Below are 14,885 nucleotides of genomic sequence, written 5' to 3'. Positions count from 1 at the left end.
CAGACACCCTAATTAGAAATAACCCTGACGTTTCTTTTCTTCCATCGAGCCTGCGCCATCGTGGTCGATGACCCGGCCCTGGCGCTCGGAAGTTCGCGTCAGGAGCATTTCCTGAATGATGTCGGTGAGACTGGTGGCCTCGGACTCGACAGCGCCTGTCAACGGGTAGTCGCCCAGCGTGCGGAAGCGGACCTTCTTCTTGACGATGCGCTTCTTGTCCTCGTCGGACAGGTGGTTACGCAAACGATCGTCGTCGATCATGATCCAGGTGCCGTTCATCTCGATGACTTCGCGCTCGGCGGCGAAATACAGCGGGACGATGGGGATGCCTTCGAGGTAGATGTACTGCCAGATGTCCAGCTCGGTCCAGTTGGAGAGCGGGAAGACGCGGATCGACTCGCCTTTGTTGACGTTGCCGTTGTAGACGTTCCACAGCTCGGGGCGCTGGTTCTTAGGGTCCCAGCGGTGCTTGGTGTCGCGGAACGAATACACACGCTCTTTGGCGCGGGACTTCTCTTCGTCACGACGGGCTCCGCCGAATGCGGCATCAAACCCGTGCTTGTCGAGGGCCTGCTTGAGGCCTTCGGTTTTCATGATATCGGTGTGCTTGGCGCTGCCGTGGGTCAGCGGGTTGATACCCTGCGCGACGCCGTCCGGGTTCACGTGCACGATCAGGTCCAGCCCCATGTCCTCGACCATCTTGTCGCGGAAACGATACATTTCCTGGAATTTCCAGCGGGTATCGACGTGCATCACCGGGAACGGCAACTTGCCCGGGAAAAAGGCTTTGCGCGCCAGATGCAGCATCACGGCAGAGTCTTTACCGACGGAGTACAGCATCACCGGGTTATCGAACTCGGCGGCGACCTCGCGGATGATGTGGATGCTTTCCGCCTCCAGCTGTTTCAGATGCGTCAGTTTGTCGACCATGGTTACTCACGGGATAACGTACGTGTATGGAGAGCCTGCGGGCTCTATCGAGCGAGGCACTTTATCATGGGCCCTGATTCTATTCAGCGGCAGGGATAGATCGAAACGATCTAACCATATAGCTCGTGCTTTGGACTGCCGAGGTCGTTAAATCGGGTTCGGGCAGTCAATGAACAGATGCTCAAGGGCGAAGCGCCGCGCCAGATAATCACCCAATGCCTGAACGCCGTAACGCTCGGTGGCGTGATGGCCGGCGGCGATGAAGCTGATGCCGTTCTCCCTGGCACTGTGAAACGTCTGCTCCGATGCCTCACCGCTCAAATACAAATCCACTCCAGCCAGAACGGCCTGGTCTATGTAGCCCTGTCCGCCGCCGGTGCACCAGCCGACCCGGCGAATCATGCCCTCGCCTTCAATCAACAACGGCTCGCGGCCCAGCGCACTCTGTACCCGTCGCGCGAAATCGCGCGGAGTCATCGCTTCGCCGAGCGAACCGACCAGCCCAACGGTCCGCGGATTGTCGGGGTCCAGCGGACCTTCAACCGTGATCTCCAGTTGCTGCGCCAATTGAACGTTGTTGCCGACTTCACTGTGTACGTCCAACGGCAGGTGATAGGCCAGCAGACTCATGTCGTGCTTGAGCAATGTCTTGAGCCGACGCTGCTTCATGCCGGTGATGCAGGGGTTTTCGCCCTTCCAGAAATAACCATGGTGCACCAGCACCAGATCGGCGTTGGCCTCGACGGCCGCGTCCAGCAGCGCCTGACTCGCCGTCACGCCAGAAACGATGCGTCTGACCTGCGGCCGGCCTTCGACCTGAAGCCCGTTGGGGCAGTAATCCTGAATCCGCGCGCTGCCCAGATAGCGGTCAGCTTCTTCTACCAGTGTGCTCAAGGCAACGGCCATAAAAGTCTCCTAAATATGCAGTTCAGACCGTGCCGGTCCTCGTATAATGCCGGCCATTATGGCGCAGTCAGGCGCTTCTACCTTCAGGACTCCGCTCAATGTTCAAAGCGCTGCGTTTTCTCGGCTGGCCCTTGCTCGCTGGTGTGCTTATCGCTTTATTGATTATCCAGCGTTACCCCGAGTGGGTCGGGCTGCCCAGCCAGGACGTCAACCTGCAGCAAGCGCCGCAACCCACCTTCATACAACAAGGCCCGATCTCGTACGCAGACGCAGTCAGCAGTGCTGCCCCGGCGGTGGCCAACCTGTACACGACCAAAATGGTCAATAACAACAAGCCCAACCACCCGTTGTTCGAAGACCCGCAGTTTCGGCGCTTCTTCGGTGACAACCTACCCAAGCAGCGGCGCATGGAGTCAAGCCTGGGGTCGGCCGTGATCATGAGCCCCGAAGGCTACCTGCTGACCAACAACCACGTGACTTCCGGGGCTGACCAGATAGTGGTGGCACTGAAGGACGGCCGCGAGACGATCGCCAAGGTGGTGGGCAGCGACCCGGAGACCGACCTTGCAGTGCTGAAGATCGACCTCAAAAACTTGCCCTCCATCACGCTTGGTCGTTCTGACAGCATCCGCATCGGTGACGTTGCACTGGCCATCGGTAACCCGTTCGGCGTTGGCCAGACCGTTACCATGGGCATCATCAGTGCCACCGGGCGTAATCAACTGGGCCTCAATACCTATGAGGACTTCATTCAGACGGACGCCGCCATCAACCCCGGCAACTCAGGGGGCGCGCTGGTTGATGCCAACGGCAATCTGACCGGGATCAACACAGCGATCTTCTCCAAGTCCGGGGGCTCGCAAGGCATTGGCTTCGCCATTCCGACCAAGCTGGCGCTTGAGGTGATGAAATCCATCATCGAGCACGGTCAGGTGATTCGCGGCTGGCTGGGGATCGAGGTCCAGCCGCTGACGGAAGAGCTGTCGGAATCGTTTGGCCTCAAGGATCGACCGGGCATTGTCGTCGCGGGGATTTTTCGCGACGGACCCGCGCAGAAGGCCGGATTGCAGCTGGGCGATGTGATCTTGAGTATCAACGGCGAGCCTGCAGGCGACGGCCGCCGGTCAATGAACCAGGTGGCCAGGACCAAACCGACCGACAAAATCGCCATTCAGGTCATGCGTAACGGCAAGGAATTGAAGCTGACCGCCGAGGTTGGCGTTCGTCCGCCGCAGACCACAGCGCCTGCAGCGGAGAATTGATCGGCGGCCGCTCAAGCCGCCTTTGGTTCAGATCGACAAATCGCCCAGTGCCTCCACCAGCGCCTGATTCTGTTCAGGCGTGCCGATGGTGATGCGCAAAAACTGCGCGATGCGCGCCTGCTTGAAGTGCCTCACGATCACACCCTGCTCGCGCACCCTGGCTGCCAGACTGGCGGCATCATGCTGGGGATGGCGGGCGAAGATGAAGTTGGCGGCGGACGGCAGCACCTCGAAACCCTTGCCCTTGAGCTGCTCAACGAGGGTTTCGCGGTCCGCGATCACGCGCTGGCAGGTGGCCTCGAAATACTCACGGTCATCAAATGCGGCTGCTGCACCCACGATCGCCATGCGGTCCAGCGGGTAGGAGTTGAAACTGTTCTTGACCCGCTCCAGCGCCTCGATCAGATCCGGATGCCCCACCGCCAGGCCAACCCGCAGCCCGGCGAGCGAACGCGATTTGGACAGCGTCTGGGTGACCAGCAGGTTGGGATAACGGTCCACCAGACTGATGGCGGTTTCGCCACCGAAGTCGATGTACGCCTCGTCGACGATCACCACCGAATCCGGGCTGTTGCTGATGATCTGCTCGACGGCTTCGAGTGCGAGCAGGCAGCCGGTAGGCGCGTTCGGATTGGGAAAGATGATGCCGCCATTGGGGCGCGCGTAATCTGCCGGGCGAATCTGGAATTGATCGTCGAGCGGCACCGCCTCAAAGTCGACGCCGTACAGCCCGCAATACACCGGGTAGAAGCTGTAGCTGATGTCCGGGAACAGCAGCGGCTTGTCCTGCCGGAAGAATGCATTGTAGGCGTGGGCCAGCACTTCGTCCGAACCGTTGCCCAAAAACACCCGATTCGCCTCCACGCCGTAGTAGCGTGCCACGGCCTGTTTCAGCAAATCGCTGTTGGGGTCCGGGTACAGACGCAGGTTGTCGTTGACCTCTGCACGCATCGCTTCGATCGCCTTGGGCGACGGGCCATACGGATTCTCATTGGTGTTGAGCTTGGTCAGCCTGGTCAGCTTGGGCTGCTCGCCGGGCACGTACGGCACGAGTTCGTTGACGAAGGGACTCCAGAATTTGCTCATGCTCATTTGCCCTCTTGTTCAGTGTCGACGATGCGGTATTCAGCGCTGCGTGCGTGGGCGGTCAGGGACTCCCCGCGCGCCAGCACCGAGGCGGTTTTCCCCAGTTCCGATGCCCCCTGCTCCGAGCAAAAAATGATCGAGGAGCGTTTCTGGAAGTCGTAGACGCCCAAGGGCGACGAGAAGCGTGCGGTGCCCGAGGTGGGCAGCACGTGATTGGGGCCTGCGCAATAATCGCCCAGCGCCTCGGAGGTATGACGCCCCATGAAGATCGCACCGGCGTGGCGAATCTGCGGCAGCCAGGCTTCGGGATCGGCCACCGACAACTCAAGGTGCTCCGGCGCGATGCGGTTCGCCACTTCGATTGCCTGAGCCATGTCGGCCACCTTGATCAGAGCGCCTCGACCATTGATCGAGGTCTGGATGATTTCAGCGCGCTCCAGGGTCGGCATCAGTTTGGCGATGCTCGCTGCGACTCGATCCAGAAATTCGGCATCCGGGCTGACCAGAATCGCCTGGGCGTCTTCGTCGTGCTCGGCTTGGGAAAACAGGTCCATGGCGATCCAGTCTGGATCGGTGTGGCCATCGCAGACCACCAGAATCTCCGACGGACCGGCAATCATGTCGATGCCCACTTGGCCGAAGACGTGACGCTTCGCAGTGGCCACATAGATGTTCCCCGGACCCACTACCTTGTCGACCCGCGGAACGCTCTCGGTGCCATACGCCAGTGCTGCAACCGCCTGGGCGCCGCCGATGGTGAATACCCGGTCCACTCCCGCAATGCAGGCCGCCGCCAACACCAGTTCGTTGAGCTCGCCGCGAGGTGTCGGGACGACCATGACCACTTCACCCACGCCCGCGACCTTCGCCGGAATGGCGTTCATCAGCACTGACGACGGATAGGACGCCTTGCCTCCCGGCACGTAGAGGCCGGCGCGGTCCAGCGGAGTGACTTTTTGGCCCAGCACGGTACCGTCGGCTTCGGTGTAGCTCCAGGAATCCTGCTTCTGCCGCTCGTGGTAATTGCGCACACGGTCGGCAGCTTTCTCGAGCGCCTGCCGCTGAGCAGGCGTGATTCGGGTCAGCGCAAGTTCCAGACGCTCGCGGGGCAGAATCAGGTCTGCCATTGAGGCCGCGTCCAGCCCGTCAAAGCGCCGGGTGTACTCCACAAGGGCTGCATCGCCGCGCTCGCGCACGTTCTTGATGATGTCCAGCACGCGCTCATTGACCGAGTCGTCAGACACACTTTCCCAGCTCAACAGATGGTCCAGATGACGGGAGAAGTCCGGATCGGCAGCGTTGAGTCGGCGAATGGCATTGGAAGTGGTCATAGCGTGGGCCTCAATATGGCGATTTCTCAGGTGGCGATTTCAATTGCCGGGATAGGCAACTGCCTAAGCTAGCAAGCCATCCGCGCGGGCACCTGAGAAATTTGGCTATGACACGGATAGCTGGGCGTCACCCCGTTGAGGGGCACGCGATGCAGTCAACCGCGGTGTCGCGACTCCACGGCAGTGCGCAGGGTGTCGATCAGTGACTGAATACGCGCATGCTGCATCTTCATCGATGCCTTGTTCACCACCAGACGCGAGCTGATGTGAGCAATCATCTCCTGCGGCTCAAGGCCGTTGGCACGCAGCGTATTGCCGGTGTCGACCACGTCGATGATCTTGTCGGCAAGACCCACCAGCGGCGCCAGCTCCATGGAGCCGTACAACTTGATGATGTCGACCTGACGCCCCTGCTCGGCGTAATAGCGCTTGGCAACGTTGACGAATTTGGTCGCCACGCGCAGCCGGCCCTTGGGCTCGACCGCGCCGACGGCGCCGGCTGTCATCAATTTGCACTGAGCGATCTGCAGGTCCAGTGGCTCATAAAGCCCCTGCCCGCCGTACTCCATCAGCACGTCCTTGCCGGCAACGCCAAGGTCGGCCGCGCCGTGTTCGACATAGGTCGGCACGTCTGTCGCACGGACGATCAGCAGGCGTACGTCGTCCTGGGTGGTCGGGATGATCAGCTTGCGGCTCTTGTCCGGATTTTCAGTCGGCACGATGCCCGCCGCAGCGAGAAGCGGCAAGGTGTCATCCAGGATACGGCCCTTGGACAGTGCGATGGTCAACATGGGAAACGTCAGTCCTTATCAGCAGCGCGCGCCGGGTCGCAACTGGCGCCCGGCAACCTCCGGCCTTAGTGGGCCGAAGTGAAACGAATCAGAAGGTCTAGGCGCAGTGGCCGGGCACGCTGCCCGGGTTATTCACATCGACCCGGGCGAGCGTGCGGCAGCGGACTAGCCTGGAACGCGGCGGATCTTCGCGCCCAGCATCTGCAGTTTTTCTTCGATGCACTCGTAACCACGGTCGATGTGGTAGATGCGGTCGATCAGCGTGTCGCCTTCAGCCACCAAAGCGGAGATCACCAGGCTCGCCGAAGCACGAAGGTCAGTGGCCATGACTGGCGCGCCCTTGAGCTTGGTGCAACCGGTGACGATCGCAGTGTTGCCTTCAACCTGAATCTGCGCGCCCATGCGGTGCATTTCATACACGTGCATGAAGCGGTTTTCGAAGATGGTTTCGATGACCGCGCCAGTGCCCTCGGCGATGGCGTTGAGCGAGATGAACTGCGCCTGCATGTCGGTCGGAAAAGCCGGGTACGGCGCAGTGCGCACGTTGACCGCTTTCGGACGCTTGCCGTGCATATTCAGCTCGATCCAGTCATTGCCGGTGGTGATTTCGGCGCCGGCCTCGCGAAGCTTGTCGAGCACTGCTTCCAGGATGGTCGGATCGGTGTCCTTGAGCTTCACACGACCGCCAGTCGCCGCCGCTGCCACCAGATAGGTGCCGGTTTCGATACGGTCAGGCATCACGCGATAGGTCGCTGAGCCCAGGCGTTTCACGCCGTCGATGGTGATGGTGTCAGTGCCGGCACCCGAAACTTTACCGCCCATGGCGTTGATGAAGTTCGCCAGATCGACGACCTCCGGCTCGCGCGCGGCGTTTTGCAGGACGCTGCGGCCGTTGGCCAGAGCAGCGGCCATCATGATGTTTTCGGTGCCGGTCACGCTGACGGTGTCGAAGAAGAAATTCGCACCACGCAGCCCGCCTTCCGGCGCCTTGGCCTTGATGTAGCCGCCCTCCACGTCGATGATCGCACCCATGGCTTCAAGACCACGGATGTGCAGATCGACCGGACGCGAACCGATGGCGCAGCCGCCAGGCAGTGCGACTTCGGCTTCACCGAAACGGGCAACCATAGGGCCCAGGACCAGAATGGACGCACGCATGGTCTTTACCAATTCGTACGGAGCTACCAACGTCTTGATGGTGCGAGGATCGATTTCGACGCTGAGCTTCTCGTCGATGATCGGCTCGATACCCATGCGACCGAACAACTCAATCATGGTGGTGATGTCGTGCAGGTGCGGCAGGTTGGCGACGGTCACGGGACCATCAGCCAGCAACGTGGCTGCGAGAATCGGCAGGGCAGAGTTTTTCGCCCCGGAGATGCGGATTTCGCCATCAAGACGAATGCCGCCAGTAATAATCAGTTTATCCATTGGAATCTCGACGCCGTTTTGGCTCAGGTGCGCTCGGCCCACGCAGCGCGGCTGAAAAATTTCATGGTGACCGCGTGGATGCTGCCATCGGCGATCCATGGGTTCAAATGCGTGTAGATCTGCTGCTGGCGCTTGACCGGGCTCAGTGCGGCCAGTTCGTCGCTAATCAGGTTGAGCTGGAAATTACAGCCTTCGCCTTCAACTTCGACCTGGATGTCTGGCAACTTCGCTTCCAGGAAGCTTTTAACTTCTACGGCCTGCATGCTTAACCTCTATCGGCGCCCTACGCGCGCGGGTCGGCCATCATACAAAAAAGCCCTCTCGTTGCGAACCCTACTTTGAAAGGGACGGACGAGGGGCTTGAATGATGAAAGCAATTAATGGTGCTGCAACAACTCGGTCAGGCCCGATACCTGGGCGATTTCCTGCATGTCCTCGGGCAAAGCCTGAACGGTAAGTGACTTATTCAACGCCTGCGCATCCCGCATGAAGGCAAGAATCAAAGCCAGACCTACACTGCTCGACTTTTGGACACCGGAACAATCCAGCGTCAACCCTGCGGCGATGCTTGCCTTGATCAGCGCCGCGCCCTGCTCACGCAAGGCGGGGCCGGTCCGGTAGTCGATCACGCCGGTGAGCATCAGCTCCCCGCCGCCAGCGGCAGTTACGGACGCTTGACTCATTTGACGACCTTGTCGCTGGACGCTTCGGAGGTCTCCTTGGCCTTGGCGACTTCGCCGGCCCAACCGTCGATGGTTTTGTCCAGGTTGTTACCGTTGCGCTGCATGGCATCTGCGAACTGATCGCGGAACAGCTTGCCGATGTTGATGCCGTTGATGATCACGTTGCGCACCTTCCACTCACCGCCGATTTTGACGAGCGTGTAGGAAACCGGGTAGACCGCGCCATTGTTGCCCTTGACCGACATGTCGACGGAAGTGCGATCAGCCGCTTCCTGCTTGGCCGGGGAAACAGTGATGCCCTGGTTGTTGTACTCAAGCAGCGCGTTGCCGTAGAACTGGATCAGGCTGCGCTTGAAGTTTTCCTGGAAGCGTTGCATCTGCGCCGGAGTGGCGTTGCGCGAGTACTTCACGGTCATGATGCTTTTGGAGATGCCATCAGCGTCGATGACCGGGCCGACGATACCGTTGAGCGCATCGTAGAAGGCCTGAGGATTGGACTTGTAGGTTTCCTTGTTGGCCGAGAGATCCGCCAGCAATTGCTTGGTGGTACGGTCAACCAGATCGTGTGCGGAATCGGACGCTGCTGCGTTAGCGAACAAAGGCAGCGCGGCCAGTAGCACCAGAAGGCCACGGCGCAGAATCGAGATCATGAAAAAACTCCTCATTTGGCGTCTTTGCCCACTGAATTGAGCAGGAATTTACCGATCAGGTCTTCAAGTACCAACGAGGACTGGGTGTCATGGATGGTGCCGCCGTCTTTCAACAGCTGATCATCGCCGCCAACACTGATGCCGACGTATTTCTCACCCAGCAGGCCTGCGGTCAGGATAGAGGCGGTGGAGTCCGAAGGCAGATTGTTGACCTGCTTGTCCACTTCCATCGTCACACGGCCCATGAAGGTATCGTGATCCAGATCGATTGCAGTGACCTTGCCGATGGTCACACCGGCCATGGTCACTTTCGCTCTGACAGTCAAACCGGCGATATTGTCGAAATTTGCGTAAAGTTTATAGCTGTCGTTGGTCGCGCTGGCGCTCAGACCGCTGACGCGCAGGGCGAGCAGGAGCAAAGCCAGAATCCCGGCCAGCAGAAACAGGCCTACACCGGTTTCGAGGGTGCGGTTTTGCATCAGAAGTCTCCAAACATCAAGGCGGTCAAAATAAAGTCCAGGCCCAATACGGCCAACGAGGCGTACACGACGGTCTTGGTCGTGGCGCGACTGATCCCTTCGGACGTGGGCTCGCAGTCATAGCCTTGGAACACGGCAATCCAGGTGACGACAAAAGCGAATACCACGCTCTTGATGACACCGTTGATTACATCATCGGAAAACGAAACGCTGTTCTGCATGTTGGCCCAGAAAGAGCCTTCGTAGACGCCCAGCCAGTCCACCGCCACCCACGAACCACCCCATATGCCGACCACGCTGAAAATCAGCGCCAGCACCGGCAACGAAATGAAGCCCGCCCAAAGACGCGGGGCAGCAATATATTTGAGGGGGTCGACGCCAATCATTTCCAGACTGGACAGCTGCTCGGTGGATTTCATGTTGCCGATTTCGGCGGTCAGTGCAGAGCCTGCACGACCAGCGAACAGCAGCGCGGTCACTACCGGGCCCAACTCACGCAGCAGCGTCAGGGCGACCATCTGCCCCACAGCCTGCTCGGATCCATACTTGGCAAGAATGCTGAACCCTTGCAGGGCCAGCACCATGCCGATGAACACACCCGACACGACGATGATGGCGAGCGACATGACGCCCACTGAGTGCAACTGACGAACCAGCAGCTGAAAACCGCCGCCGATTCCACCACGCCCCAGCAATGCGTGAACCAGAAAAATGCCCGAACGCCCCAGTACTGCAACTATGTCGATCGCGGAGCGCCCCATCAGGCGTACGCGATCCATCAATGACTTTCTGCGCATCAGCGCTTCCCCAAAAGATCTTCGCGATAATCCGGTGCCGGATAATGGAAAGGTACCGGCCCGTCAGGATCGCCCGTCATGAACTGACGTATACGAGGGTTATCCGATTGCATGAGTTCCTGCGGCGTGCCCTGCCCCAGAACCTGGCCGTCGCCGACGACATACAGATAGTCGGCGATGCTCGCGGTTTCGGCGAGGTCATGAGACACCACGATACTGGTGATACCCAACGCATCGTTGAGCAGCCGGATCAGCCGAACCAGCACGCCCATTGCGATAGGGTCCTGACCGACGAAGGGCTCGTCGTACATGAGGATCTGCGGATCCAGCGCGATGGCCCGGGCCAGTGCGACCCGGCGCTTCATCCCGCCCGACAGCTCGTCAGGCATCAATTCCACGGCACCGCGCAGCCCGACTGCCTGCAGCTTCAGCAGGACGATGTCGCGGATCATGTCTTCAGGCAGCTTGGTGTGAACCCGCAGCGGAAACGCTACGTTTTCAAAAACGTCGAGATCGGTGAACAGCGCGCCGCTCTGGAAAAGCACGCCCATCTGCTTGCGGGCATCGAACAGATCGCTGCGCGAAAGCTTCGGCAAATTCTGGCCGTTGACCCACACTTCGCCTGCGCTCGGGCGCAATTGTGCTCCCATCAGTCGCAGCAGCGTGGTTTTACCACTGCCCGATGGCCCCATGATGCCGGTGACTTTGCCCCGGGGAATGCGGATGTCCACATTATTGAAAATGCTGCGCGTACCGCGCTTGAAGGAAACGCCCTTCAGCTCGACCGCGTAGGCGTTATCGGCACTCATCTAAACTCCTTGCGATGCAACCTGTCTCTCAGATGCCGCGTTCTTGACGAACGACACACTTTCGGAGGGGCCGAACAAGCGGCGGACTATACCACCGCTCTCATACGCCGCCCAAGCTCCAACGTGTCAAGTCGCAAACAAAGAAGTGGATTAAAGACTGCGTTGAAATTTCCTACCTGTCGCCAGCCTTATTAAAGCGCCTGCTGAAGGACCAGCCGCTTCATTAAACAAACAGCAGCGATGAAGCGTGAGGCTTTTGAACATTGCCGCTATAATCCCCGGCTTTTCACCAAGCGACCCCTTCCGATATGTCCAATGCCCGCGACCTGATTGAATCGGCACAGAGCACCATCCGCCTTGAAATAGAAGCCGTGGAAGGTTTGCTCGCGCACATCAATGCCGATTTCGTCCGCGCCTGCGACCTGATTCTGGGCAGTCAGGGCCGCGTGGTCGTGGTCGGCATGGGCAAATCAGGGCACATTGGCAAGAAGATCGCCGCGACCCTCGCCAGCACGGGCACTCCTTCTTTTTTCGTGCACCCGGCTGAGGCCAGTCACGGTGACATGGGCATGATCACCAGCGCCGACATCATCCTGGCGTTGTCCAATTCGGGCACGACGGCCGAAATCGTCACGCTGCTGCCACTGATCAAACGCCTGGGCATCAAAATGATCAGCCTCACCGGTAACCCGGAGTCGACGCTGGCCAAGGCCGCTGATGTCAATCTCAATGCACGGGTCGAAAAAGAAGCCTGCCCGCTCAATCTGGCGCCGACCTCCTCCACTACGGCGGCGCTCGTCATGGGGGATGCCCTGGCCGTCGCGCTGCTCGACGCCCGAGGCTTTACCGCTGAAGATTTCGCGTTTTCCCACCCCGGCGGGGCGCTTGGCCGCCGGCTGCTGTTGAAGGTCGAGCACGTCATGCACACTGGCGCGAACCTGCCCCAGGTGGCGCGAGGCACGCCGCTGCGTGACTCGCTGATGGAAATGACGCGCAAGGGCCTGGGCATGACGGCCATCCTCGAAAGCGACGGCCGTCTCGCCGGCATCTTCACGGACGGCGATCTGCGGCGCACGCTCGACCGCCCCATCGACATACGCCTGGCGACCATCGATGAGGTCATGACCGTACACGGCAAGACCGTGCGCCCCGAAATGCTTGCAGCCGAGGCGCTGAAAATCATGGAAGACAACAAGATCGGCGCACTCATTGTGGTCGACGAGAACGATCGCCCGGTTGGCGCGTTCAACCTTCAAGACCTGCTTCGTGCAGGAGTCATGTAAATGAGCGCCGATATGAACGACCTGATGCAACGCGGCAAGAACATCAAACTGGCCATCTTCGACGTCGATGGCGTGCTGACGGATGGTCGTCTGTATTTCCTCGAAGACGGCAGCGAGTTCAAGACTTTCAACACCCTCGATGGGCAAGGCATCAAGATGCTCATCAATTCGGGTGTGGCGACTGCAATCATCAGTGGCCGCAAGACCCCCGTGGTAGAGCGGCGTGCAAAAAATCTTGGTATCGCTCATCTGTATCAGGGCCGCGAAGACAAGCTCGTGGTTCTGGACGAGCTTTTACAGCAACTGAATCTAAGCTACGAACAGGTCGCGTACCTGGGTGACGATCTGCCTGACCTGCCTGTGATACGCCGCGTAGGCCTGGGCATGGCTGTCGCCAACGCCGCCGGGTTTGTGCGCGAGCATGCACATGGCACCACCCGGGCACGTGGCGGCGAAGGCGCTGCCCGCGAATTCTGCGAGCTGATCCTGAACGCTCAGGGCAACCTCGAAGCGGCTCACGCCGCCTACCTATAGAAGTGCATTTATGCTGAGCAAAAAGTTTCGTACGTTTCTGCTGTTCGGTGTGCTGGCGCTGCTGCTGGCCGCGGTCGGCTACTGGAACATCAGCCCCGAGAGCTTCCTTGATCAACCCAAGGCTGCCGTGGATGAAAGCGCTGTCGACTATTACGCCACCAATGCCCACAGCATCCAGTACCTGCCCGACGGGACCATGCAATACGACATGACCGCGGACAAGGTCGAGCACCTGAAAGCCACCGACGTCACGCTGATGACTACGCCGGTGCTGCAGATGTATCGGGGCTCAACCTTCCCGTGGCATGTGCAGAGCGTTCGCGCTGAAGTATCGCCGGGCGGTGATCATGTCGAACTGATCGACTCGGTGCGCATCAACCGCACCGACGAGAAGAACCGCACCACCATCATCACCAGCAGCCGCATGACTGTATTCCCTCAGAAGCAATATGCGGAAACTGCCCAACCCGTTAGAATCGACGGTCTTGGCGGTGTAACGACCGGCACGGGTATGAAAGCGTATCTGAAAGAAAGCAGGATGAACCTGCTATCCAACGTAAGAGGACAGTATGAGGCTCGTTAAAACCCTTCCTTTTTTGCTCGGCCTGGGCGCAGCACTGGGAAGCGCGAGCGCCTGGTCTCTGCCGACGGATCGCGATCAACCCATCCATATTCAGTCGGATGACGCGCAACTGGACGACAAGCAGGGCATCGCCACCTACAAGGGCAATGTCATCATTACTCAGGGCACGATGAAAATCACCGGTAACACGGTGACCATCACCCGTACGCCACAAGGTGACGTGGACGTCTTCACGTCAGTGGGCAACCTGGCCTATTACGAGCAGAAGCCCAGCGTGGACAAGCCCATCGTTCAGGCATGGGGCGTCACCATTCAGTACTTCGCGGCCCAGAACCGCATCGTCCTGATCGACAAAGCCAAAGTGGTCAATGACGGCAACACCTCCGAAGGCGAGAAAATCGTCTACGACACCGTCAAGCAGGTCGTCAACGCTGGCCGTGCCAATGGCACCAAGGTGACTGCGCCGCGTCCGCGCATCGACATGGTCATCCAGCCGAAAAAGAAAACCGACCAGCAGAAGGCCCAGTAATGGCGACGCTGAAAGCCCAACACCTGGCCAAGGCCTATAAAAGCCGTCAGGTCGTACGTGACGTCAGCCTGTCCATCGAGAGCGGCCAGATCGTCGGCCTGCTCGGCCCGAACGGCGCCGGCAAGACCACCTGCTTCTACATGATCGTGGGATTGGTCCAGGCCGATCAGGGTCGCGTCCTGATCGACGACCAGGACGTCAGCCACCAGCCGATGCATGGCCGTGCACGCGCCGGCATCGGCTACCTGCCCCAGGAAGCGTCGATCTTCCGCAAGCTCTCGGTGTCGGACAACATCATGGCGATCCTGGAGACCCGCAAGGAACTCGATCGCGCCGCCCGCCGCAAGGAGCTCGAAAGCCTGCTGCAGGAATTCCACATCACCCATATCCGCGACAACCTGGGCATGAGCCTTTCAGGCGGCGAACGTCGCCGCGTCGAAATCGCCCGAGCACTGGCCACTTCGCCAAAATTCATTCTGCTCGATGAGCCCTTTGCCGGCGTTGACCCGATCTCCGTTGGCGACATCAAGCAGATCATTCACCACCTCAAGGCTAAAGGGATCGGTGTTCTGATCACTGACCACAATGTGCGTGAAACGCTGGATATCTGCGAAACCGCCTACATCGTCAACGATGGGCAATTGATTGCCGAGGGCAACGCTGAATCCATCCTGGCCAACCAGTTGGTCAAGGAAGTGTATCTGGGTCACGAGTTCCGGCTCTGACCGAGTGATGACGGGGCATCGGGCGACGAGCCGCATACGCTCCGTCGCCGCCTCGCTTTTAATTGTCATCACGCTC

The 14,885-nt window shown here is 59.7% G+C and carries 18 protein-coding genes; 6 read left to right on the top strand and 12 right to left on the bottom strand.

Features of this window, described 5'->3' with window-relative positions; translation table 11 throughout:
• Positions 1-12 precede the first annotated feature (12 nt).
• Both cysD and QRN48_RS13635 read right to left on the bottom strand, forming a co-directional pair.
• Positions 13-930 (bottom strand): sulfate adenylyltransferase subunit CysD, encoded by a 918-nt coding sequence (gene cysD, locus QRN48_RS13640; RefSeq protein ID WP_037014752.1) that lies wholly within the window; start codon positions 928-930, stop codon positions 13-15.
• A 147-nt stretch (positions 931-1,077) separates the two neighbouring features.
• Positions 1,078-1,836 carry a Nif3-like dinuclear metal center hexameric protein gene (locus tag QRN48_RS13635; RefSeq protein WP_037014754.1) on the bottom strand — a complete coding sequence of 253 codons (759 nt, stop codon included), beginning with the start codon at positions 1,834-1,836 and terminating at the stop codon, positions 1,078-1,080.
• Between the two features lie 98 nt (positions 1,837-1,934).
• Here QRN48_RS13635 and algW point away from each other — a divergent pair, with 98 nt between their 5' ends.
• Complete coding sequence (gene algW / locus QRN48_RS13630; protein ID WP_191942952.1) at positions 1,935-3,098, top strand: Do family serine endopeptidase AlgW; 1,164 nt, start codon at positions 1,935-1,937, stop codon at positions 3,096-3,098.
• A gap of 27 nt (positions 3,099-3,125) precedes the next feature.
• Here the strand turns inward: algW and hisC are convergent, their stop codons facing one another.
• The 10 genes from hisC to QRN48_RS13580 form a co-directional block, all read right to left on the bottom strand.
• On the bottom strand, positions 3,126-4,184 hold the full coding sequence (gene hisC, locus QRN48_RS13625; protein ID WP_191943102.1) for a histidinol-phosphate transaminase: 1,059 nt from the start codon (positions 4,182-4,184) through the stop codon (positions 3,126-3,128).
• A 2-nt stretch (positions 4,185-4,186) separates the two neighbouring features.
• Entirely contained in the window at positions 4,187-5,515 is a 1,329-nt protein-coding gene (gene hisD, locus QRN48_RS13620) for a histidinol dehydrogenase (protein WP_191942951.1), read from the bottom strand.
• A 155-nt stretch (positions 5,516-5,670) separates the two neighbouring features.
• On the bottom strand, positions 5,671-6,306 hold the full coding sequence (gene hisG / locus QRN48_RS13615) for an ATP phosphoribosyltransferase (RefSeq protein ID WP_037014763.1): 636 nt from the start codon (positions 6,304-6,306) through the stop codon (positions 5,671-5,673).
• A gap of 165 nt (positions 6,307-6,471) precedes the next feature.
• On the bottom strand, positions 6,472-7,737 hold the full coding sequence (gene murA / locus QRN48_RS13610) for a UDP-N-acetylglucosamine 1-carboxyvinyltransferase (protein WP_037017356.1): 1,266 nt from the start codon (positions 7,735-7,737) through the stop codon (positions 6,472-6,474).
• 23 nt (positions 7,738-7,760) lie between these two features.
• A complete protein-coding gene (locus QRN48_RS13605) occupies positions 7,761-8,000 on the bottom strand; it encodes a BolA family protein (RefSeq protein ID WP_037014766.1) in 240 nt (79 codons plus the stop codon).
• A 114-nt stretch (positions 8,001-8,114) separates the two neighbouring features.
• Positions 8,115-8,420 (bottom strand): STAS domain-containing protein, encoded by a 306-nt coding sequence (locus tag QRN48_RS13600; protein ID WP_191942950.1) that lies wholly within the window; start codon positions 8,418-8,420, stop codon positions 8,115-8,117.
• A complete protein-coding gene (locus QRN48_RS13595; RefSeq protein WP_037014772.1) occupies positions 8,417-9,070 on the bottom strand; it encodes an MlaC/ttg2D family ABC transporter substrate-binding protein in 654 nt (217 codons plus the stop codon). The genes QRN48_RS13600 and QRN48_RS13595 overlap by 4 nt, the downstream gene beginning before the upstream one ends.
• Before the next feature lie 11 nt (positions 9,071-9,081).
• Positions 9,082-9,549, bottom strand: a complete 468-nt coding sequence (gene mlaD / locus QRN48_RS13590; protein ID WP_191942949.1) for an outer membrane lipid asymmetry maintenance protein MlaD — start codon at positions 9,547-9,549, stop codon at positions 9,082-9,084.
• Positions 9,549-10,346 carry a lipid asymmetry maintenance ABC transporter permease subunit MlaE gene (gene mlaE, locus QRN48_RS13585; protein ID WP_037014782.1) on the bottom strand — a complete coding sequence of 266 codons (798 nt, stop codon included), beginning with the start codon at positions 10,344-10,346 and terminating at the stop codon, positions 9,549-9,551. The genes mlaD and mlaE overlap by 1 nt, the downstream gene beginning before the upstream one ends.
• On the bottom strand, positions 10,346-11,155 hold the full coding sequence (locus QRN48_RS13580; protein ID WP_037014785.1) for an ATP-binding cassette domain-containing protein: 810 nt from the start codon (positions 11,153-11,155) through the stop codon (positions 10,346-10,348). The genes mlaE and QRN48_RS13580 overlap by 1 nt, the downstream gene beginning before the upstream one ends.
• Positions 11,156-11,463: 308 nt before the next feature.
• On the opposite strand from QRN48_RS13580, the gene QRN48_RS13575 reads away from it, so the two are divergent.
• Genes QRN48_RS13575 through lptB form a run of 5 tightly spaced genes read left to right on the top strand, consistent with a single transcriptional unit; the run spans position 11,464 to position 14,809 of the window.
• On the top strand, positions 11,464-12,438 hold the full coding sequence (locus QRN48_RS13575) for a KpsF/GutQ family sugar-phosphate isomerase (protein WP_037014787.1): 975 nt from the start codon (positions 11,464-11,466) through the stop codon (positions 12,436-12,438).
• Positions 12,439-12,972, top strand: coding sequence for a 3-deoxy-manno-octulosonate-8-phosphatase KdsC (kdsC, locus tag QRN48_RS13570; protein WP_052075297.1), 534 nt, complete (start codon positions 12,439-12,441; stop codon positions 12,970-12,972).
• Between the two features lie 10 nt (positions 12,973-12,982).
• Positions 12,983-13,555, top strand: a complete 573-nt coding sequence (gene lptC / locus QRN48_RS13565) for an LPS export ABC transporter periplasmic protein LptC (protein WP_037014789.1) — start codon at positions 12,983-12,985, stop codon at positions 13,553-13,555.
• Positions 13,542-14,084, top strand: coding sequence for a lipopolysaccharide transport periplasmic protein LptA (gene lptA / locus QRN48_RS13560; RefSeq protein WP_037014791.1), 543 nt, complete (start codon positions 13,542-13,544; stop codon positions 14,082-14,084). Before lptC ends, lptA begins: the two co-directional genes overlap by 14 nt.
• Positions 14,084-14,809, top strand: coding sequence for an LPS export ABC transporter ATP-binding protein (lptB, locus tag QRN48_RS13555; protein ID WP_037014794.1), 726 nt, complete (start codon positions 14,084-14,086; stop codon positions 14,807-14,809). Before lptA ends, lptB begins: the two co-directional genes overlap by 1 nt.
• Positions 14,810-14,885 lie beyond the last annotated feature (76 nt).

The sequence above is a fragment of the Pseudomonas sp. ME-P-057 genome (genome assembly GCF_030208975.1).
Taxonomy (GTDB): domain Bacteria; phylum Pseudomonadota; class Gammaproteobacteria; order Pseudomonadales; family Pseudomonadaceae; genus Aquipseudomonas; species Aquipseudomonas lutea.
Note: the sequence above shows the minus strand (reverse complement) of the source record. Positions and strands in the feature narration are given on the sequence as shown.

Excerpts from the sequence above, each read along its gene's own strand:
- cysD (WP_037014752.1), bottom strand. The coding sequence starts at position 930 with ATGGTCGACAAACTGACGCATCTGAAACAGCTGGAGGCGGAAAGCATC.
- QRN48_RS13635 (WP_037014754.1), bottom strand. The coding sequence starts at position 1,836 with ATGGCCGTTGCCTTGAGCACACTGGTAGAAGAAGCTGACCGCTATCTG.
- algW (WP_191942952.1), top strand. The coding sequence starts at position 1,935 with ATGTTCAAAGCGCTGCGTTTTCTCGGCTGGCCCTTGCTCGCTGGTGTG.
- hisC (WP_191943102.1), bottom strand. The coding sequence starts at position 4,184 with ATGAGCAAATTCTGGAGTCCCTTCGTCAACGAACTCGTGCCGTACGTG.
- hisD (WP_191942951.1), bottom strand. The coding sequence starts at position 5,515 with ATGACCACTTCCAATGCCATTCGCCGACTCAACGCTGCCGATCCGGAC.
- hisG (WP_037014763.1), bottom strand. The coding sequence starts at position 6,306 with ATGTTGACCATCGCACTGTCCAAGGGCCGTATCCTGGATGACACCTTG.
- murA (WP_037017356.1), bottom strand. The coding sequence starts at position 7,737 with ATGGATAAACTGATTATTACTGGCGGCATTCGTCTTGATGGCGAAATC.
- QRN48_RS13605 (WP_037014766.1), bottom strand. The coding sequence starts at position 8,000 with ATGCAGGCCGTAGAAGTTAAAAGCTTCCTGGAAGCGAAGTTGCCAGAC.
- QRN48_RS13600 (WP_191942950.1), bottom strand. The coding sequence starts at position 8,420 with ATGAGTCAAGCGTCCGTAACTGCCGCTGGCGGCGGGGAGCTGATGCTC.
- QRN48_RS13595 (WP_037014772.1), bottom strand. The coding sequence starts at position 9,070 with ATGATCTCGATTCTGCGCCGTGGCCTTCTGGTGCTACTGGCCGCGCTG.
- mlaD (WP_191942949.1), bottom strand. The coding sequence starts at position 9,549 with ATGCAAAACCGCACCCTCGAAACCGGTGTAGGCCTGTTTCTGCTGGCC.
- mlaE (WP_037014782.1), bottom strand. The coding sequence starts at position 10,346 with ATGCGCAGAAAGTCATTGATGGATCGCGTACGCCTGATGGGGCGCTCC.
- QRN48_RS13580 (WP_037014785.1), bottom strand. The coding sequence starts at position 11,155 with ATGAGTGCCGATAACGCCTACGCGGTCGAGCTGAAGGGCGTTTCCTTC.
- QRN48_RS13575 (WP_037014787.1), top strand. The coding sequence starts at position 11,464 with ATGTCCAATGCCCGCGACCTGATTGAATCGGCACAGAGCACCATCCGC.
- kdsC (WP_052075297.1), top strand. The coding sequence starts at position 12,439 with ATGAGCGCCGATATGAACGACCTGATGCAACGCGGCAAGAACATCAAA.
- lptC (WP_037014789.1), top strand. The coding sequence starts at position 12,983 with ATGCTGAGCAAAAAGTTTCGTACGTTTCTGCTGTTCGGTGTGCTGGCG.
- lptA (WP_037014791.1), top strand. The coding sequence starts at position 13,542 with ATGAGGCTCGTTAAAACCCTTCCTTTTTTGCTCGGCCTGGGCGCAGCA.
- lptB (WP_037014794.1), top strand. The coding sequence starts at position 14,084 with ATGGCGACGCTGAAAGCCCAACACCTGGCCAAGGCCTATAAAAGCCGT.